We start from the raw sequence: 19,753 nt of genomic DNA on the forward strand, positions 1-19,753 counted from the left end.
ATCCATCCATACATTCGGGCAGATGGCCGGCACATTCGCCGGCAGCGATTCAATTTGGTCTTCTTTTGCAGCCGTCAACAGGACACTACGCTGGAGATGAAGCATATTGCCCGGCAAGCTGGTGAAAGACGACACGAAAAATCATGAGAAGAATAAAGCAGTTGCGCGTTACACTGCACCTGGCCGGATGGCTGGGCCTGATGGCTGTGCCACTGCTTATATTTGATGTGAAGCCGGAAACACTTCTTTTGTCTTCAGGTTACTGTTGTTTTGTGCTCGCCTTTCTGGTTCTTTATTATGTGCACACCATGTGGCTGCTGCCCGGCCTGTTCAGGCGGCGCCGGTTTTTGTTGTACACGGCAAGCGTTCTGTTGCTTTTGCTGGCTGTTTTATGGATCCGGCCCTTTGGGAGGCTGAACCAGCAGCACCGTAAACAGTCGGCCAGGGAAATGGCACAGCGGACAACCATCAGGCCTTATGGTCACCCTGTTTCCGGCCCGGCGGTAATCCGTCCGAAAGTAGATATCATCAGCATGTTTATCTTTTTCGTGATCATTACTACCGGCATTGCATTTGAAACGAACCGGCAGCTGCACCTGGCTATGCGCCGTGTGTTGCAGGCCGAAAAAGACCGCGCCGAGGCCGAACTCTCCTTCCTGAAAGCGCAGGTAAATCCCCATTTTCTTTATAATACGCTTAATAACATCTACACCCTGGCAACCATCAATGATTCGCGCACAGCCGAAATGCTCATGAAGCTATCGTCCATTATGCGGTATTTTACTGACGAGGCTGCGCTGACCGAGGCCAGGCTTGACGATGAACTGAGCTGTCTGCAGCATTATGCAGATCTCCAGGCCATGCGTCTGAGCCGGAAGACAAAACTGAACGTCAGCTTTGAAGGCGACACACTGAACAAAAAGATTGCCCCGCTGCTGCTTATGGCTTTTGCCGAAAACGTATTCAAATACGGTGTCAGCAACCATGAAGAAAGCAATATTGATATCCACCTGACCGCTATGGAGGGCCAGATCCTGTTTACTACGCGCCACAAGATCTTTTATAATAAACACTCGCTTGGCGGAACGGGTATCAGCCTGGCCAGCATACGCAAACGCCTTGAAGACCTGTACCCTGACCGGCATTTTTTAAATATCAGAACCGATGATGGATATTTTACCGTAAATTTAACCATCAAAGTTTAAACCCTATGCCTATCAAATGCGTGGCTGTAGACGATGAGCCGCTTGCACTGGCGCTGATGCGCAACTATATCGGTGCCTTGCCGCAACTCGAGCTTCTGCAGACTTTCGAAGATGCCATTGCCGCTGCAGAATTTATCCGCAAGCATGATGTCGAGCTTCTTTTTCTAGATATAGACATGCCAGACATCAGCGGCATCGACCTGATGCACGCGCTTGAGAAAAAGCCCATGGTTATCTTTACCACCGCCTACCGCAATTATGCCGTTGAAGGTTTCGAATTAAACGCGATCGACTACCTGCTCAAACCCATTGACCAGTCCAGGTTCAAAACAGCCGTGCAAAAAGCGGTTGAGTATGTAGAATACCAGAAACAAAAGGGGCTTGCTGATGGCGGACAGATCTTTGTCTACGTTGAGTACAAGCTGACAAAGATTGAGCTTGCGCATGTTACTTACATGGAGAGCCTTGAAGATTACATCAAGATTCACTTCGATAACGGTCCGACCCTCATGACACTCATGTCGATGAAAAAAATGCTCGAGAAATTGCCTGCAGACCAGTTCAGGCGCATTCACCGCAGCTTTATCGTGCCCGTGGCCCGCGTAAAGGCAATCAATAACCGCAAAGCAGAGCTGTCATCGGGCGATGTACTACCGATAAGCGACTCTTACCAGGACTTCATTGCGTTTTGGAAAGGGCAGTAAAGCTTGCCGGCGGGCAACATGGTATTAAATTAAACAGATCTAACTGCCTTTTGCATTGCGGGTGATTTGCTCAAGCATGTCCCACATTTCAGCCGGAATGGCTTCGAGCCCGTTAAACTGACCGGCACCCTGCAGCCATTCGCCGCCGTCAATACTGATCACCTCACCGTTTATATAACCGGAAAAGTCGCTTATCAGAAAGGCCGCAAGGTTACAAAGCTCCTGATGTTCGCCCACCCTTTTTAACGGAACACGGTTCTTAAAATCGAATTTTTTAGCCAGATCACCGGGAAGCAAGCGTTCCCAGGCGCCCTTTGTAGGAAAAGGGCCCGGAGCAATGGCGTTAGTCCGGATGCCGTATTTGCCCCATTCTACGGCCAGCGACCGGGTAAGTGCCAGTACACCGCCTTTGGCGCAGGCAGACGGCACAACATAGGCAGAGCCCGTAAAGGCGTAGGTCGTTATGATGTTCAGCACCGTGCCGGAGTGCTTTTCTTTTATCCAGTGTTTTCCAAAAGCAAGCGTGCAGTTCACCGTTCCCTTTAGTACGATATCGATGATAGATGAAAATGCATTTGCAGAAAGCCGTTCTGTGGGCGAAATAAAGTTCCCTGCAGCATTGTTCAGCAGTACATCGGGTGTACCGAACTTTTCAATAGTTTGATGCAGAACCTTTTCAACCTGTTCGGGATCACGAACATCGCACACCAGCGGCAATACTTTCCCGCCGGTCTTGTTTTCCATTTCATCAGCAGCCTTTTCAAGAACATCGTATTTTCTGCTTGTAATGACCAGGTTGGCGCCCAGTTTAAGAAAATAGGTACCCATTGCTTTACCCAGGCCGGTGCCACCACCGGTTATGACTACGGTTTTATCTTTTAGTGCATCTGCACGAAGCATAGGCTGGTTGTACATCATACAGGAAGGTCTGATTTATTTGTTCTGTAGATTCTTTAAGATGGTTTCAAGAATGTGCCGGGTTGCCGGCGACCACCATTGTTTAAGCATTTTTTCAAGCATATCGCTTTGGTCTGCAGCCATGGCTGCGATCAGCTTGCGCCTGATATTCAGTTTGCTTTGCTGCCAGGTATTACGCTCAAGCTGCATATACTTTCTGATCCTGCGGTCGGCAGCAGTCAGAAGTCCGGCAGGGCTTACCACTTCGTCAACAAGCCCGGCGGCAAGCGCTTCCTGAGGCTGGAAAAGACGGCCTTCAAGCAAACTTCGCGCGGCAGCGGCTTTACCAATCCAGAAAGCATACAGCTCAAAAATACTTTCAGGTACAATAATGCCGACCGGAACCTCGTTCAGCCCGATAATGAATTTTCCCTCAGCCATAATCCGGTAATCGGCAGCAAGGGCAATGATGCAGCCTCCCGCGGGGCTATGCCCGCTTATAGCTGCCACCATCGGTTTTGGAAAAGCGACCAGCGTATGTACAAAATCCATAAACTGCCGCCAGAAGCCGGCTGCCTCCTGTTCATTATATCCATACAGCTCTACCAGGTCCAGCCCGGCAGAGAAAAAAGGTTCCTTTCCTGTAATGATCACCCCACCAATCTGATCATCAGCCGCAATGCTGTTCAGGATATCATTGATCTCGCCGATCATCTCCCCGTTCAGCGCATTTGATTTCGGCCTGTTAAGGGTAATGGTCGCCAGCCTGTCTTTAACATTTACTACTATGGTGTTCATGTGATTATTATTTCAGCTCGTATGTAAATACCTTTCTGGCCAGATGCCCTGAAGCATCGATGCCTTCTACTACAACGCGGTAAGTTCCCTTTTCGTCCGCATTAAAGAATGAAAAGCTGCCTTTGCCTTCGGCCGATGTGACCACGTGCGGGTTCCAGTAAACCGTGCTGCGCAGGTCAGGACGCTCGTTTTTCGTTTTGTCATAATCAGGCGAAAAGAATTCCCTGACCATAGAATATCCTTTCGGCGTAAAGGTTACGATGCCGGGGACGAAGGTATTGGTACGTGCGCCATCGCCGCGTTTGGTGGTTATGACGAGAATGCCGCCACCGCCGCGGCTGCCATAAATTGCCAGGTTCCCTATTGTACGCAATACTTCGATGGTTTCCACATCATTCGGATTGATGTTATCAAGAAAGTCTCCTTCAACCTGCATACCATCCAGAACAATCAGCATCGGTGTGTTCGGGGTCCGGGTTGAGTACGGAATTCCGTTTCTGAACAAAACGAACGGCAGCCTGCCCTGAAGACACTGACTCAGCGTTGCACAGGCCGTTAGTTTATCTGCGGTAAGCACAAAATCTGCCCGACCCGGTCCGTTGAGGTTTGCAGAATTTCTCGCAGGGTTTTTCTTCTCAACAATATTCACCTGATCAAGTGTAATGGTACGCTGCAGCCTGCCGGACCGCTCAAGTTCCTGTATGTACCGTTCATTCGCAGTCAGGTAGCCGGCAAGTGATGTGTTTACATTCACTTCAATATCGCCGGTATTCTTATTTTTTGTAACAAGCTGTCCGTTCTGCTGGTCAAGCGTTATATCCACACTTTTACGGTTTTTGTCTGTACGTGCCTGCACAACAAATTTCACACTGTCGCCAAACACAAGGTCATCAAAAACAAATTCGCCTTTGTCATTTGTAAGTGTATCAGACATGAACAATCCGCCTTGTGTGGCCAACAGCGAGATTTTACCTTTCACAACCGGTTTTCCGCCGTATGATTTCGCCACACCGCTGATGCGCATCGATTTTTCGGGTTTGAATACGAGTGGCGCATTTACGCCGGCTATGATATTTTTCCACACAAACCGCCGCCATCCGTGGGTAAGCATCAGGTTGTCCAGTGCCTCAACAGTCGCAGGGGAAGAGTCTTTAAAATATGCATTCGGTTTTTCAATATAACCCGGAAGGTCGCCGCTTAACAGGAGCGATGTGAAGATGTTTGTTTCATTATCCGGATCAGGTGCAACTTTTGCTGCGTTTGTTACTGAAACCGAAAAACTTCCCTGCACCGGTTTACCCGCCGCACTTGCCGAAAAATCGAACTTCATTTTCTGTCTGGCGGCAGCTGTTTGAGCCGGACTGCCAAAATCGAGCGCTATTTCCTGGTCGGCACGGCGCACGAAGACCAGACGCTCAGCCAGCGGCATGTTGTCTGCCGAGAAAAGCGTGAGCTGGAGAATGCCGTTTGGCAGGTCCTCTTTTTTAATGGTCACATTGGTCAGCTGTTTACTTATGTTGATACGCTGGCTCAAATAAACCACGCCGCCGCTTTGGCCAACAAGTTTTATTTCGCCCGCATTTACAGCATCTGCTGTTGTATACAGTCTGAGTGTAATTTTCGCGGGATCGCTATTGTTTACAGCCAGGGTAATCCCGGCGGATTTCGCTGCCGGAAGGTTCATGGTTTTTTCAGAACCGTCTGCGAAAGTAACACGCGCTTTATAATTTTTTCCTGCCTGCGGGTTAATGATAAAGTTACCGAACCCGAGGGCATTACTCTCAAAATTGCTGATCTGGCTGCCCTGTTCATCGAGGACAACTCCCCTGGCAGCCTGTCCCCTTCCACTTGCATCAGAAACCTTAAAGGCAACTTTACAGGGCAGGTCCTGCAGCAGGTACCCACCTTCAGGAAAAAACTGCACATCCAGTTCGGCAGCCCTGGGCAGAACTGGGATCACCTTTGTAACCCGCTTGCCGTCTTCAAGCGCCAGGCTGGATACAATCCGCCCGGCTTTCAACCCCCCGGGCCCCGGTGTGGCAAACGGAATGACCGCATTGCCGCTGGCATCTGTTTTTGTCCGCCCTTTTGTGATACTCCGGTAATCGATCTGAACATCATAACTCACATTCTGGTTGGCATACGGCTCGCCGGCCTTATTTTTAAAACTGGCAATGGCGCGGTTCTGCGCCCCTTCGCCTTTACCATACTCGAAACGGGTATCTACAAAAACGGTATTGGTCCATGAATTGGCTATACGGATGGTTTTGTCAAAGAAAAAATCCGGTCCGGCATTACGCATCAACTGCGTGTAGGCCCTGATCCGGTAGTTCCCTTCGCTGAGCGAATCGGTAAGTTTAAAATCTCCCCAGATAATTCCGGCTGTCATGGGCAGCTTCAGCTGCTGTTTGAGCGAATCGCGTTCATTGATAAGTTCAACGTAAAGAATACGGCTTTGCATGGTGGGTTCGCCAGAGCGCGCATCTACAACATAGGCTTTAAACCAGATGTCATCGCCAACGGCATAGTAGGGTTTATCAAGATGGAGGTGTACTTTCTCCTGCGGATGACTTGCGGTAAACTGTTCAAGTTTTTTTAGAATGGCGGCAAAGGGGTCGTCCTGTATAAACGTAGCGGCACCAAGCGTTACTAGCGTCAGTAAAGAGACAGCCAGGTATAAGATTCGGGTTCTCATAAAATGTGCTGGAGAAAAGTTCCGATGAAGTTAGCAAAATTTCTCAGAATTTATTTTTCCACATCATGCTTTCTACTGGCCTGGTCGTCTTGCGGTTATATTTTGCATTTCCCTTTGAGTTATACAGCGTTTCAATCTGTCCTTCAACTACAAAATAGATCAGCTGCCCGATCGGCATGCCTGCGTAAACACGAACGGGCTGCGCTACCGAAATTTCAAGTGTCCAGGTGTTGCAGAAGCCCACATCACCTTTACCCGCTGTAGCATGAATGTCTATTCCAAGCCTGCCGGTACTGCTTTTGCCTTCCAGAAACGGCACATGACCGTGTGTTTCGGTGTATTCGAGTGTAACGCCGAGATACAGCGTTCCCGGCTGAAGCACGAAGCCGTCTTTGCCAATTTCAAAATGCTCGATTTCGTTGTGCTTGCGCGCGTCGAGCACCCGGTCGTTGTAAGTTGCCAGGTATTTACCAAGGTGCACATCATAAGAATTGGTACCCAGGCATTCGGGTCTGAAAGGCTCGATTATGATCGTACCTTTTTCAATTTCTTCAAGTATCCGTTTGTCTGAAAGTATCATTTTATGAGAACCAGGCAACGAATTTATGATTAATTTAAGATAGTTTTGTACCGAATTTCCAAATTAGAACATGCCCATAGTTTACCAGCAGGAAATCGATGCCCAAACGGCCATAGCCCTCTGGAAGATAGAGGAAACTGCTTCAGAACTGCTCAGCAGTCTGCAACTCAAACCACATGAACTGGAAACGGTTAACAGCCTTGGCAACAGCAAACGCCTTATCCACTGGCTGAGCACACGGGTCCTGCTGCGCAAAATGCTGAACACCGAAGAATACATCGACTGCCGTATGGATGAGCATGGAAAACCCTTTCTTGTAAACTTCGATTACCATATTTCGCTTAGTCATTCATATGATTATGCTGCCGTTATGATCGGCAAAGACAGAAAGGTGGGTATCGACATCGAGCTCATCAAACAAAAGATCGTGCTGATCAGAAAAAAATTCCTGAATGAGCATGAACTTATGCACCTGCAGGTAGATACGGATGTAGATGCCCTGTATGCCTGCTGGTGCGCAAAAGAGGCGGTCTATAAATGGAATGGCATTAAAGGCCTGGAATTCAGGAAAGATATGCACATCAGTCCGTTTGAAGCCGCAGACAGCGGTAAACTTGATATTGCAGTCGACCTTCAGCAGGGCCGCCGTGAACTGGAAGTCAGTTATTTTAAAACAGCCGACGGCTATATGCTCGGTTATGTAATTGGATAAGATGAAAAACACTTCGGTACGTTTCGAAGATTGGGGCCTGACCGACTATCAGGAAGGCTGGGACCGGCAGGAAGCGCTGTTGAACAAGATTGTTTCGCTGAAAACGCAGAACCGGGTTGAGCAGACAGAACTTCCTACTCCAAACTACCTGATTTTTTGCGAACACCCGCACGTGTATACGCTTGGTAAAAGCGGCAAAGCAGAAAACCTGCTGCTCGACGAGCAGGGCCTGGCCGTTAAACAGGCCAGCTTCTACAAAATTAACAGGGGCGGCGATATTACCTATCACGGACCGGGACAGCTGGTCGGCTACCCCATCCTCGACCTGGAAAATTTCTTTACCGATATCCACCTGTACCTTCGTGAGATGGAAGAAGCAGTGATCCGCACCCTGGCCGATTATGGCATTGCTGCCGGGCGTTACCCGGGCTATACCGGCGTGTGGATAGAACCCGAGGGAGACCGCGCCCGGAAAATTTGCGCTATGGGCGTCAGGTGCAGCAGGTGGGTAACCATGCACGGCTTTGCCTTTAACGTAAATCCGGATTTAAGCTATTTTAATAACATCGTGCCCTGCGGTATCGATGACAAGGCTGTAACGTCAATGGAGCAGGAACTCGGTTATCAGGTCCCGCTTGCTGAGGTGAAAGAAACAATGAAAAAACACCTGTCTGAGATCTTTGGCATGCAGATCATCACAGAAAACCCCTGACCCGCCCGTTTCGTACATGCAGGTATGAAACTGATCCTGCAGAGTTTATTATGTTTGCTGGCACTAAACTGCAGGCAATCTATGAGCACACACGCAACCCTTCCTCCCGTTAAGGAACAATTTTACTACCTGGCCCTAGGCGATTCATATACAATCGGCGAAGCGGTAAAACCGGAAGAGTCCTTCCCTTTCCAGCTTCGCGACAGCCTTGCTTCCGGATCAGCGCGTTTTGCCCCGCCCGAGGTAATCGCAAAAACCGGCTGGACAACCGGCGAACTGCTCAGCGCACTGCATAAGCCTCCTGTAAGAAACGAATATGACCTCGTAACCCTGCTTATCGGTGTAAATAATCAGTATCGCGGCTACCCGCCGGATGTCTATAAAAAAGAATTCAGCGAACTCCTGCAAAAGGCGATTGCTTATGCCGGCGGTCGGAAGGAGCGGGTTTTTGTTATTTCCATCCCCGACTGGGGCGTAACGCCTTTTGCAGCAGCATCAGGAAGAAACAAAGAAACCATCGCGACTGAAATTGATGCATACAACGCTATCGCACAAAAAGAATGTACCATTCGCGGTATTGATTTCACCGATATCACGCCCGCGTCGCGAAACGCTGCATCAGACCGGACGCTGCTTGCTGAAGATGGCCTTCATCCTTCACAGAAGATGTACAGCAGCTGGGTGGCAGCCGTTTTTCCTAAAATTTTACGGCAGTTTTAAGTTTAACTTCTTTCGAACAGTTTATCAGTTATTCTGTTATCTTAGGCAGAAAATTACCATTTACCTCTTAAACCACTGTTATGGAAGAAAACCAACCTTTCGGCCAGCCCCCCGGACAACAGCCGCCGTTCGGACAATCGAATTTTAACAACCCGCTTACGCCGCGGCCAAAGAACTACCTTGTAGAGTCGATCCTGGTTACAATCTTATGCTGTCTACCCCTTGGCATTGCTGGTATTGTCAACGCAGCAAACGTAAACAGCCGGTATGATGCAGGCGATTATGCGGGTGCGCAGGCAGCTTCAAAAGATGCCTGGAAATACACCAAACTCGGCTTTATTATCGGCCTGGTTGTAGGAATACTGTATTTCGTAGTTGTCGTTATCCTAGGTGTTGGCGGGGCAATGCTTGGCCGCTAATGCGATATAAGAAATGGTACCTTCCGGGAATACTGATCGTCGTAGCCGCGCTTGCCGTGGTCTATTACAGATATGATCCCGGAAGGTCTGTTTATTTTCCCAAATGTCCTTTTCATACCTTTACCGGGCTCGATTGTCCGGGCTGCGGGTCACAGCGCGCTATTCATGCGCTGCTTCACGGTAACATTGGCCAGGCCGCAGACAATAACCTGCTGCTGGTTATGAGCCTGCCATTTCTGGCTGTGCATTATTACCACAAAACGGTATCCGGAATTACCCGCAGACCTTATTCCTGGCGTGTGGTGGGGCATCCGGCGACAGCCAGAATAATTTTTGTTATCGTCGTATTGTTCTGGATATTACGCAACATCCCCCTGACCCCTTTCCAGTACCTGGCTTCAGACTAAGCCATCCGGTTTACAAGCGCATTATAGTCCCTTTGAATGGTTTGCAGAAATACAAGCTCATTCATGCCCTGCGGCACATTTGCATGAAGAAACTTCTGAACTTCGCCGGCCATTGCATAGATAAGCGCGGCATTCCCGTTTTTATAAAAACTTGTCAGTACTTCATGAATCAGCGCCATTTGTTCATCGCTCAGGTTCACCGCCTCGCTGAACACCGGCTCATAGGTATCTGCCACGGGATGGAAAGCAACCTGTTCCAGGCCGGTGCGTGGTGTGGTTTTAATAACCGCCGTGTTTGCTACGAGATCACCAAGCCTTTGATTTTTGTCTGAAACCGCAACCATAATCAGCGCGCAAATATGACCGGTAAGGGTAAAATCAACAAGCCTGAACACCCAGCGCAGCAGGTACTGGCTTAGCCGCGGTGCGGTTCCGTCAAGACTGATTACCCTGATTTTCATAGCCCTTTTACCAAGGCTTTGGCCGTTCCAGAACACTTCGCAGGCCAGGTCGTAAAATACGTAGGTTGCAGCCACCACCACAATAAACACAATGAAGGCTGTGCTGTTCTCAACGCCGCTGGCCAGGCCGGTTATAATGAAAATGAGATAAAGCGCAAGAAAAACAGCATAGTCGATCAGTCTGGCAAGGATACGCTCGCCCAGTCCGGCAAGATCATAAGCGATGTCTACATTTTGTGCAGTCTGGATGGTAACGGTATGCATACCCTTCAAAGATATTGTTGTTTTTAATGGTCATTTAAAAAATTTGTAATTATTTTAAGGGCTCGAAATTAACCTCTATGCGCGAAGCGGTCTTTGTAAAGCAAAACTCGGAAAAATGGCAACGGTATGATGCCCTTCCGCATCAATCTCCGGATGAACTTGCAGACCGTTTCATCGAAATCACAAATGATCTGGCTTTCTCAAAGACATTTTACCCTAAATCAAAAACTACCGCGTACCTGAACGGGCTTGCCTTTAAGCTGCATCAGTCCCTTTACCGCAACCGGAAAGAACGCCGCGGAAGGTTTTTAAACTTCTGGCAAACTGAACTGCCATTTATCTTTTTCAAATACCGCCGCCAGTTGTTATACGCATTGGTTTTTTTTGTCATTGCCTGTGCCATGGGCGCCCTTTCGGCAAAATATGATGATACGTTCGTGCGCCTCATCATGGGTAATGCGTACGTCAACATGACGAATGAAAACATTGCGAAAGGCGATCCTTTTGGCGTATACAAACAGGAAAACGAACTGATGATGTTCACCTATATCGCACTGAACAACATTTTCGTTTCTTTCTACACGTTTGCCCTGGGTGCATTTTTTTCGCTGGGCACAGTCTTTTCACTTTTCAGAAACGGCATTATGCTGGGCTCATTTCAATATTATTTTTTCAGCAAGGGCCTTGGGCTTCAGTCTGTACTGGTCATCTGGATCCATGGAACGCTTGAAATATCGGCCATTGTGATTGCCGGTGCAGCGGGGCTCATACTGGGCAACAGTTTCCTCTTTCCGAAAACATACAGCCGCATGGATTCGCTGAAGGCCGGTGCCCGGGATGGAATGAAGATCATCATAGGCCTTATCCCTATTTTTATCCTCGCGGCTTTTTTTGAAAGTTTTGTTACAAGGCACACAGAGATGCCTATGTGGTTAAGTGTGCTCATTCTGGCCGCTTCAGCCGCATTTATTATTTGGTATGCCGGCATCTACCCTGCCCGGCTTTATAAAAATCATCTGACTGAAACGCATGCAGGCACCAAGAGTTGAGTTAAAAAAAACACGCGATTTCGGTGAGATCGTAAACGACACCTTTGTCTTTATCAGGCAAAATTTCAGAGCGCTCGTACGCGTGTTTTTTATGTATTGCGGCATCTTTGTCGTAGCCGGCATGATCAGTATGATTTTTCAGCAGATCAAAGCCGTTCAGTATTACAACGACATCATCACCAAAAAAGATAGCCCGGGAGTGTTTGATTCATTCTCACAGTTCGGACTGGAATATATCGGGGCGCTGCTCAGCATGTGGTTTACGTATACACTGATGACTGTCTCGACAATCGCCTTCATCGGTTTGTATGTGGAAAAAGGCCGTGTGGTTCCGGGTAACGAAGAACTGTGGCTGCGTGTAAAGAACACTTTTACGGCTACACTGGGCGCTTCCGTTATCTGGTTTATTCTGCTGGCAATCGGATCCTTAATGTGTGTCATTCCGGGTATTTACCTGTTTCCGGTCTGCAGCCTGTTTTATGTAGTGCTCGTTATAGAACAATCCAGCTTTGGGGAGGCATGGAACAAGTCGTTCCGGCTGATCAAAAATAACTGGTGGACTACCTTCGGGGTATTATTTATTATGTACCTCGTGGCCTACTTTAGCACGACGGTCATCACGCTGCCGGCTACCATCATCAATATGATCGGACTGTTCAGTAAGGGAAAACCTGAGCTTTCATTAACCTTTACTATCCTTGCAACAGTGCTGCAGTACCTCTGCCAGGTTTTCCTGATCCTGCCGGTTATTGCAAGCTGCCTGTCTTATTACAGCCTTTCAGAAGGCAAAGACGGCGTAGGTCTGATGGAGCGCATCAGCCAGTTCAGCGATAAAACCGCTCATGATGAAAGGCCTGAAAGCTATTAACATGCGTTTCTACGGGATACTGTTGCTCATCTTATTTACTGCGGGCAGATTAAACGCCTCGGCTGCAAACATCCAGCTGCAGGTCAAAACGCTCACGCTCGATACGGTGAAAGTAAAACCCCGGCAATTTGATCAGCAAAAACTGGCACAATATAAAAAACTGAAAGACTTTCAATACCGGGAGCAGGTTCTCGAGACGGAACGGAGTCTCTGGAGCCGGTTTTGGGGCTGGTTCTGGCAACAGATTTCCAGGATACTCGGCGCTGCCGGTTCAAATCAACTCGTGAGAACACTCCTGCTTGCGGCGCTTGCTGCCCTGGTTGTTTATGTGGCGATCAAAATTTTCGGTTCCCACCGGTTGTTTGCTAAAAAATCAGAGCGTGCTGCCCTGTCTTACGACGTCTTGAATGAAGATATCCACCAGATTGACTATGAAACTGAGATCAGCAAACTGATCAATGAAGGCAGATACCGCCTTGCTGTGCGCCTGCTGTACCTGCGCAGCCTGAAACGGCTTACCGATGCAAGCCTGATCAACTGGGCTCCGGGCAAAACCAATTCGGTCTACCTGGAAGAACTGGCAGATCCGGCGCTGAAAAATCCCTTTGGCCTGCTGACGCGCAAGTTTGATTATATCTGGTATGGTGATTTTCCCGTCGATGCCCAGAGTTTTGAGCCGATCAGGTCCTCTTTTGATGAATTTAACCGGCTGGTCAAATGAGAGCATACAGGATCTATATGGCCATCGGCATCGTTTTGCTCGTTATTTACCTGGTCGCGCAATACAACAAACCCGTTCCGACAAATTGGTCCAGAAGTTTTTCTTCCGTAGATAAGATTCCGTTCGGCACCTATATTTTATCGCGCGAGCTCAAGGCTATTGTACCCGGTGCTCAGATCATAAAAAGCAATACGCCGGTTTACAATACCTTAAAAAACAAAAACTCATCGAATACTTCATACCTTATCGTAGCCGGATCAATTGAGCTGAGCCGCGAGGACTGGCGCGAGCTGAAAGCTTTTGCCGCCGCCGGCAACACGGTTTTCATTGCCAGTTACAGTTTCGGTAAAGTGCTGGACAAAGAGCTGAAAATAACCTCTTCATATCGCCTGAATGTAGACCTGTCAGGCATGGGCGACGCAGTTAATTTTACAAATCCCGCGCTGAGAGCCCCGCAGCCTTACAATTTTGACAAACGCATCGGCGATCAGTTTTTCTCAAAAATAGATTCTGCACAGGCTGTTGTGTTGGGTACAACCGAAAACAATAAAGTGAATTTTGTACGGTACCCCATTAAGAAAGGTTCAATTTACCTGCTTCCCGACCCCTCGTTTTTCAGCAATTACCAGCTGCTCAAAGAAGACGGTGCGGACTATGCTGCCCGCAGCCTGTCTTATCTTTCCGGAAGCCGCGCGCTTATTTTTGACACGTATTACAGCGAAGGAATTAAGGCCGAGTCAAGCCCTATGCGTGTTTTCTTCAAATACGCCCCGTTGCGGCATGCGTATTACCTTGCCATTGCCGGCATCCTGCTTTTTGTCCTTTTTGAGACCAAACGCAGGCAACGTATCATTCCGATCGACGATCCGCTTGAAAATTCATCCGTAGCTTTCAGCAAAGTGGTCGGTTCGGTGTACTTTCATGAAGCGAACCATCTTGACATTGCCAGGAAAAGGCTCACTTATCTGAAAGATTACCTGCGTACACGGTTCTTTATCGATACACAGCAACTTACATCAGAGCTCCTCGAAGTAAAAACCGGGGTTAAACCAGCCACGGCCAAACTATTGCTCAGACGAATGCAGGATGTCGAGCAGGCATCCGCAATGACCGGGGGTGAGCTGCTGGCCTTTAGTGAAACGGTCGACCAATTTTATACACAAACACGAAAAATATAATGGAGCAGGAACAATTTGAGCCCCGTACAGACCTTGGACAGCTTAGTGCCGCGGTTAATAAGATCAGGACTTCGCTTTCGCAGGTTGTGATCGGCCAGCAGGAAACCATCAGTTTTCTAATTGTAGCCCTTCTTGCAGACGGCCATGTTCTGATAGAAGGCGTGCCCGGCGTTGCCAAAACACTGAGTGCCAAACTGCTGGCCAGATCTGTTGATGCCGTTTTCTCGCGCATCCAGTTTACGCCCGACCTTATGCCTTCTGATGTGCTTGGAACACCGATCTTTAATCCGAAAACCACTGCTTTTGAGTTCAGACAAGGACCGGTATTTGGAAACATGATCCTGATCGATGAAATTAACCGTGCACCCGCCAAAACACAGGCCGCACTTTTTGAGGTGATGGAAGAGCGCCAGGTAACCATAGACGGGCAGACCTACCAGATGCAGGAGCCATTTATGGTGCTGGCAACACAGAACCCGATTGAACAGGAAGGCACCTACCGTCTTCCCGAAGCACAGCTGGACCGTTTTCTGTTCAAGATCGAGGTACCCTATCCGGCGCTTGAAGATGAGACTGCCATTCTGCGGGCCCAGCATAACAACAATGCCAAAAGCCTGTTGGACGGGCTGGAACCCGTCCTGTCTGTCGACGAAATTATTGCTGCCCGGAAAACCATTTTAAACTTTCATGTGGAAGACCACCTGCTTGAATTTATTGCCCGCATTGTTCACGAGACCCGCAATAACCCGGCGGTTTACCTCGGTGCTTCGCCGCGGGCCTCGCTGGCCATTGTACATGCATCAAAAGCCTTCGCAGCCATACAGGGCAGGGATTTTATCACGCCGGACGATATCATCGCTGTGGCCCAGCCCGTTCTTGCCCATCGCATCCTTGTAGCACCGGAAAAAGAAATGGAAGGGCTCACTGCGCGCGAAGTAATTGCTGCGATCGTAAAAAAGATAGAAGTGCCACGTTAAGCGCCTGCAGTTGAAATCGATCAGACATTTTTACCTCAATCTTTTTATCGGCGACCGGTTCTTCGTCTGTCTCGGCCTGCTGGTGTGTCTTTTCCTGCTGAAGTTCTTTTTCAGCTGGCTGGGTGATATTCCTGAAATTGCATTTGGGGTTTTTGTACTGTTCACTGCTCTTGATCTCTGGCTGCTGTACCGAACCAGGCAACCGTTTGAAGCGCAGCGCGAAACCGGCAGCAGGCTTAGCAACGGCGATGACAACCCGGTTGTGATTCAGCTGCAGAATAACTATCCTTTCCGCGCCGGTGTACGGGTAATTGACGAGCTGCCTTTTCAGTTCCAGCTGCGCGATAAGGACTTTCGTACCACCATACCGGCATATGGCCTGCAGTCCATTCATTTTAAAGTGCGACCTGTAAAAAGAGGCGAATACGAATTTGGCTACACGCGGGTATTCGTGCGCTCACCGCTGGCACTGCTTGTACGGCGTTTCAATTTTGAAGGCAGCCGCGTATTGCCCGTTTACCCCTCTTTCCTGCATATGCGGAAGTATGAGCTGATGGCTATTTCGCCTCACCTGAGCGAACTGGGCATTAAACGCGTACGTAAAATCGGTCAAAGTTCGGAGTTTGAGCAGATCAAAAGTTATGTGAATGGTGATGACATCCGTAAGATAAACTGGAAAGCATCTGCCCGGCAGGGCGACCTGATGGTGAACAATTATATCGATGAACGCGCTCAGCACATTTATTGTATTGTTGACAAAAGCCGGGTCATGCGGATGCCTTTTGACGGACTCAGCCTGCTCGATTATGCTATCAATGCATCCGTAGCACTCGCGAAAGTAGCCATGATGAAAGATGACAAGGCCGGCCTGATCACCCTTGCAGAAAAGATGGGCGCCATGGTCCCGGCCGATAGGAAAGCCGGACATCTAAACAACATCCTGCAGGTGCTGTACCGCGAGAAAACGCGTTACCTGGAAAACAACCTGGATGCGCTTTACGCCACCATCCGTACACGCCTTACACAGCGCAGCCTGCTGGTCTTCTTTACAAATTTTGAAAGCCTTTCTGCCATGCGCAGACAGTTACCGCATTTACGCCGCCTGTCAGCGTTTCACCTCCTGCTGGTGGTGTTCTTTGAAAATTCTGAATTAAAAAGCCTGGCCTCTGAACCAGGTGCAGATACAGAAGGGGTTTACAATCAGACCATCGCCGAAAAATTCCTGTACGAAAAGAAACTCATGGTTCAGGAGCTGAAGCAGCACGGCATTCTGTCATTGCTGACAGCACCTCAAAATTTAACGGTCAATATTATTAATGAATACCTGGCTATCAAAGCCCGTAACCGGATCTAACATTCAGGCAGGCTGATTGGAATGTTGGTAGCCAGGCCGCCGTCTGAAGTTTCCTTGTATTTGGCGTTCATGTCCAATGCGGTTTCCCACATGGTATTGACCACCGCGTCAAGGCTTACCTTTGCTTTATCCGGATTGGTTTGTAAGGCCAGCTGACTTGCCGTGATGGCCTTTATTGCGCCCATCGTATTGCGCTCTATGCATGGAATCTGAACGAGGCCGCCAATAGGATCGCAGGTGAGCCCGAGGTGGTGCTCCATAGCAATCTCGGCGGCCATCATGACCTGCCGCTGCGAGCCGCCCAGGCATTCTGTAAGCGCCGCAGCAGCCATTGCCGACGAAACGCCAATCTCTGCCTGGCAGCCGCCCATGGCTGCAGAAATGGTTGCTCCCTTTTTGAAAATACTGCCAATCTCTGAAGCGCAGGCGATGAACTGCAGGATCTTCTCTTCAGAAAAGCCATCGCAGAAGACAATAAAATACTGAAGTACTGCGGGGATCACGCCCGCGGCCCCATTGGTTGGTGCAGTGACAACGCGGCCAAACGATGCATTTTCTTCATTCACGGCGAGCGCAAAACAGCTTACCCAGTCGAGAATATAATTGAATCCGTTTCCGCCCTGCCTGATGGCATCGATCCAGGTGGTATAGTCATTGTAACTCCGCGCGCCAATCAGTCTTTTGTTCAGGCTGGCAGCACGACGCGCCACATCAAGTCCGCCGGGAAGAAATCCCGCAGTATGGCATCCGCGGTAAATACAGTCGCGCATCACAGCAAACAGCTGGAGCATGCCCGCCCGGGTCTCTGCTTCGCTGCGCCAGGCGAGTTCGTTTTCCATAACAACCTCCGAGACTTTCAGGCCTGTTTTACGGCACCAGTGAAGCAGGTCCTGGGCCTTGTCGATGGGGAAAGGAAGATCCGCCATTTCTTTACCGCTGCCCGCCTCACCTTCGCGTACAACAAAACCGCCGCCAATGGAGTAATAGGTTGCAGAGAACGCTTTGCCGGTATTCAGAAAAGCCTGGAATGTTACGGCGTTTGGATGGAAAGGAAGGCTTTCATTGAACAAAAACACCAGGTCTTCGGCATAGTCAAAATCGATCAGGTGGCTGCCTCCGAAGTTCAGTTTTCCTGTTGCACGGATCTGATCAACGGTTGGTGTAACGGCGCCAACATCAAAGGTAACCGGGTCTGCACCGATCAAACCGAGCAGCACGGCTACATCTGTACCATGGCCCCGCCCCGTCTTTGCGAGCGAACCATACAGGAGGATCTTTACCTGCACAACCTGCCCGGCAGCACCCAGTCCGGCAACCGCAGCGGTGAACTGCTGTGCAGCGCGCCACGGACCAAGCGTGTGGGAACTTGATGGACCGATGCCAATTTTAAAGATATCGAAAACCGAAATTTGTTCGCTTTGCATTTTACAAAGCTAAGATGTTTTTCGCGATAAATCTCTAGAACTCGAACTCAATGATGGCTTCGTCGCGAAGCATCTGTTCCACGAATTTCTTATGGTTGGTTGGCCGGCCGGTGGCGGACCAGGTACCCGAGATTATCCCGTTAGCCAGTTCCTGCTTGCCGCGGCTTGGCTTAAGCTTGTGCAGTTTGAAGTATTCTTCATACGTATCCAGGCTCTCCTGCTCATACTTTTTCGCGATGCGGTAAACGCGTTTGGTGAAACGGCGGTCGCCGATTTCCTCGAAATACGGAAAAAAGAAGAGTGCGAGCAGCACGGCGCCGGTAACGCCGATTCCCTGTTCATAAAATCCGGAGCCGACTGCCATGCCGATGGCCGCCACGATCCAGATGACACAGGCGGTTGTCAGTCCTTTAACCCGGTTCTCTTCTTTAAAGATCACGCCGGCACCGAGGAAACCGATACCGGTCACGATATTTGACGCAATACGGTCATGGCTGTTTACACCGATCTTAACAGAAAGGATGGTAAATAAGGTGGAGCCGAGGCCAATCATGATCATAGTTTTAAGGCCGGCAGATTTACTGCGGTACTCACGTTCAGCACCTATGAGGCCGCACAAAAGTACGGTCAGCAGCAATTTGTTTACTTCGCTTTGTGTAATGAAATGTTCGGTTTCAATCAGGTTGTCTCCCATTGGTCAGTGTTGATAGTTAACCAAAGATAAGCGGATAGATTACTTGAATCAACATTTAGCTGGTTCAATAGTATTTAGATATTCGTAGTTCGTATTTAGTGGAGATTTGAGATATGAGATTTGAGTCCTGGAATAGTATATGGATATTCGTATTTAGTATTTAGACAGGGTGCCTAACCCCTCAGCCGGACAGGGCGTTTGAGGGGTTAGGCAGCAGTGGTCTTGACTCATGATTCATGGCTCTTGGTTCCCCTTGAAGTCATCCAGACAGAGCGGAGCGGCGGAAGGATCTGGCTTGCGATCTTTTGTTAGATTCTTCGCTATGCTCTGAATGACCAGAGGGGGGGGATGACGGTGTGGGGTTCTGCGTCCAGGTCTTTCCTCATTTTTCTTTTTTCTTTAGTCTCACTGAGGGGTTCTGCGCCCAGGTCCTGACTCATGATTCCTGGTTCATGGTTCCCCTCAAAGTCATCCAGACAGAGCGGAGCGCCGGAAGGATCTGACTCGGGATCCATTGTTAGATTCTTCGCTGCGCTCTGAATGACCAGAGGGGGGGATGACGGTGTGGGGTTCTGCGCACCGGTCTTTCTTCATTATTCTTTTTTCTTTAATCTCAATGAGTGGTTCTGCGCCCAGGTCCTGACTCATGATTCATGGTTCGTGGTTCCCCTTAAAGTCATCCAGACAGAGCGGAGCGGCGGAAGGATTTGACTCGGGATCCATTGTTAGATTCTTCGCTACGCTCCGAATGACCAGAGGGGGGGATGACGGTGTGGGGTTCTGCGCATGTATGTCCCTGATATAAGTTGCCCAAAAATGGGAACAAAAATTATGAGAACACAAGGAAAAATAATCAGTACACATCGGGTGTATTCGCAGGAATTTAAGCGTGAAATTGTCGAAGCCTTTGAGAG

General features: G+C 49.1%; 20 protein-coding genes. 13 read left to right on the plus strand and 7 right to left on the minus strand.

The features are described from left to right. The first annotated feature begins 143 nt into the window (after positions 1-143). Together EJV45_RS19285 and EJV45_RS19290 are read left to right on the plus strand one after the other, a co-directional pair. Positions 144-1,205 (plus strand): sensor histidine kinase, encoded by a 1,062-nt coding sequence (locus EJV45_RS19285; RefSeq protein ID WP_129718360.1) that lies wholly within the window; start codon positions 144-146, stop codon positions 1,203-1,205. A 5-nt stretch (positions 1,206-1,210) separates the two neighbouring features. Beyond that, positions 1,211-1,909 (plus strand): LytTR family DNA-binding domain-containing protein, encoded by a 699-nt coding sequence (locus EJV45_RS19290; protein ID WP_129718362.1) that lies wholly within the window; start codon positions 1,211-1,213, stop codon positions 1,907-1,909. A gap of 39 nt (positions 1,910-1,948) precedes the next feature. Here EJV45_RS19290 and EJV45_RS19295 read toward each other — a convergent pair whose 3' ends face one another. From EJV45_RS19295 to dcd, 4 genes are read right to left on the minus strand one after another with little or no spacing between them, the layout of a single operon-like run. Further along, on the minus strand, positions 1,949-2,824 hold the full coding sequence (locus tag EJV45_RS19295) for an SDR family oxidoreductase (RefSeq protein WP_129718428.1): 876 nt from the start codon (positions 2,822-2,824) through the stop codon (positions 1,949-1,951). Positions 2,825-2,842: 18 nt separating this feature from the next. Beyond that, positions 2,843-3,604 (minus strand): enoyl-CoA hydratase/isomerase family protein, encoded by a 762-nt coding sequence (locus EJV45_RS19300; protein ID WP_129718364.1) that lies wholly within the window; start codon positions 3,602-3,604, stop codon positions 2,843-2,845. 7 nt (positions 3,605-3,611) lie between these two features. Beyond that, the gene (locus EJV45_RS19305) at positions 3,612-6,299 is read right to left on the minus strand and encodes a TonB-dependent receptor plug domain-containing protein (protein WP_129718366.1); all 2,688 of its coding nucleotides are present in this window, start codon (positions 6,297-6,299) and stop codon (positions 3,612-3,614) included. A gap of 43 nt (positions 6,300-6,342) precedes the next feature. Next, positions 6,343-6,879: a dCTP deaminase gene (dcd, locus tag EJV45_RS19310; RefSeq protein WP_129718368.1), complete on the minus strand. Its 537-nt coding sequence runs from the start codon at positions 6,877-6,879 to the stop codon at positions 6,343-6,345. Between the two features lie 70 nt (positions 6,880-6,949). Here dcd and EJV45_RS19315 point away from each other — a divergent pair, with 70 nt between their 5' ends. From EJV45_RS19315 to EJV45_RS19335, 5 genes are all read left to right on the plus strand, one after another. Next, positions 6,950-7,591, plus strand: coding sequence for a 4'-phosphopantetheinyl transferase superfamily protein (locus EJV45_RS19315; RefSeq protein WP_129718370.1), 642 nt, complete (start codon positions 6,950-6,952; stop codon positions 7,589-7,591). A 1-nt stretch (position 7,592) separates the two neighbouring features. Continuing rightward, positions 7,593-8,303 (plus strand): lipoyl(octanoyl) transferase LipB, encoded by a 711-nt coding sequence (gene lipB / locus EJV45_RS19320; protein ID WP_129718372.1) that lies wholly within the window; start codon positions 7,593-7,595, stop codon positions 8,301-8,303. An 81-nt stretch (positions 8,304-8,384) separates the two neighbouring features. Next, positions 8,385-9,023 (plus strand): SGNH/GDSL hydrolase family protein, encoded by a 639-nt coding sequence (locus tag EJV45_RS19325; protein WP_240755356.1) that lies wholly within the window; start codon positions 8,385-8,387, stop codon positions 9,021-9,023. Between the two features lie 80 nt (positions 9,024-9,103). Continuing rightward, positions 9,104-9,442 carry a CD225/dispanin family protein gene (locus EJV45_RS19330; protein WP_129718376.1) on the plus strand — a complete coding sequence of 113 codons (339 nt, stop codon included), beginning with the start codon at positions 9,104-9,106 and terminating at the stop codon, positions 9,440-9,442. Beyond that, positions 9,442-9,849 (plus strand): DUF2752 domain-containing protein, encoded by a 408-nt coding sequence (locus EJV45_RS19335; RefSeq protein ID WP_129718378.1) that lies wholly within the window; start codon positions 9,442-9,444, stop codon positions 9,847-9,849. Before EJV45_RS19330 ends, EJV45_RS19335 begins: the two co-directional genes overlap by 1 nt. On the opposite strand, the gene EJV45_RS19340 is transcribed toward EJV45_RS19335, so the two are convergent. Continuing rightward, positions 9,846-10,574, minus strand: a complete 729-nt coding sequence (locus EJV45_RS19340; protein ID WP_129718380.1) for an RDD family protein — start codon at positions 10,572-10,574, stop codon at positions 9,846-9,848. The genes EJV45_RS19335 and EJV45_RS19340 overlap by 4 nt on opposite strands. A 77-nt stretch (positions 10,575-10,651) precedes the next feature. Between EJV45_RS19340 and EJV45_RS19345 the strand changes: the two genes are divergently transcribed. The 6 genes from EJV45_RS19345 to EJV45_RS19370 are packed head-to-tail and all read left to right on the plus strand — an operon-like array spanning position 10,652 to position 16,721. After that, positions 10,652-11,623: a stage II sporulation protein M gene (locus EJV45_RS19345; RefSeq protein ID WP_129718382.1), complete on the plus strand. Its 972-nt coding sequence runs from the start codon at positions 10,652-10,654 to the stop codon at positions 11,621-11,623. Continuing rightward, a complete protein-coding gene (locus EJV45_RS19350) occupies positions 11,604-12,491 on the plus strand; it encodes a hypothetical protein (RefSeq protein ID WP_129718384.1) in 888 nt (295 codons plus the stop codon). The genes EJV45_RS19345 and EJV45_RS19350 overlap by 20 nt, the downstream gene beginning before the upstream one ends. Next, complete coding sequence (locus tag EJV45_RS19355; RefSeq protein WP_129718386.1) at positions 12,466-13,212, plus strand: DUF4129 domain-containing protein; 747 nt, start codon at positions 12,466-12,468, stop codon at positions 13,210-13,212. The genes EJV45_RS19350 and EJV45_RS19355 overlap by 26 nt, the downstream gene beginning before the upstream one ends. Then, complete coding sequence (locus tag EJV45_RS19360; protein ID WP_129718388.1) at positions 13,209-14,390, plus strand: DUF4350 domain-containing protein; 1,182 nt, start codon at positions 13,209-13,211, stop codon at positions 14,388-14,390. Before EJV45_RS19355 ends, EJV45_RS19360 begins: the two co-directional genes overlap by 4 nt. After that, positions 14,390-15,367: a MoxR family ATPase gene (locus tag EJV45_RS19365; RefSeq protein WP_129718390.1), complete on the plus strand. Its 978-nt coding sequence runs from the start codon at positions 14,390-14,392 to the stop codon at positions 15,365-15,367. Before EJV45_RS19360 ends, EJV45_RS19365 begins: the two co-directional genes overlap by 1 nt. 10 nt (positions 15,368-15,377) lie before the next feature. Then, on the plus strand, positions 15,378-16,721 hold the full coding sequence (locus tag EJV45_RS19370) for a DUF58 domain-containing protein (protein WP_129718392.1): 1,344 nt from the start codon (positions 15,378-15,380) through the stop codon (positions 16,719-16,721). Here the strand turns inward: EJV45_RS19370 and EJV45_RS19375 are convergent. Beyond that, the gene (locus EJV45_RS19375) at positions 16,718-18,145 is read right to left on the minus strand and encodes an L-serine ammonia-lyase (RefSeq protein ID WP_129718394.1); all 1,428 of its coding nucleotides are present in this window, start codon (positions 18,143-18,145) and stop codon (positions 16,718-16,720) included. The genes EJV45_RS19370 and EJV45_RS19375 overlap by 4 nt on opposite strands. Before the next feature lie 34 nt (positions 18,146-18,179). After that, positions 18,180-18,839, minus strand: coding sequence for an MgtC/SapB family protein (locus EJV45_RS19380; RefSeq protein ID WP_129718396.1), 660 nt, complete (start codon positions 18,837-18,839; stop codon positions 18,180-18,182). Positions 18,840-19,753 lie beyond the last annotated feature (914 nt).

Source organism: Pedobacter sp. SYP-B3415, from assembly GCF_004138205.1.
Classification (GTDB): domain Bacteria; phylum Bacteroidota; class Bacteroidia; order Sphingobacteriales; family Sphingobacteriaceae; genus Pedobacter.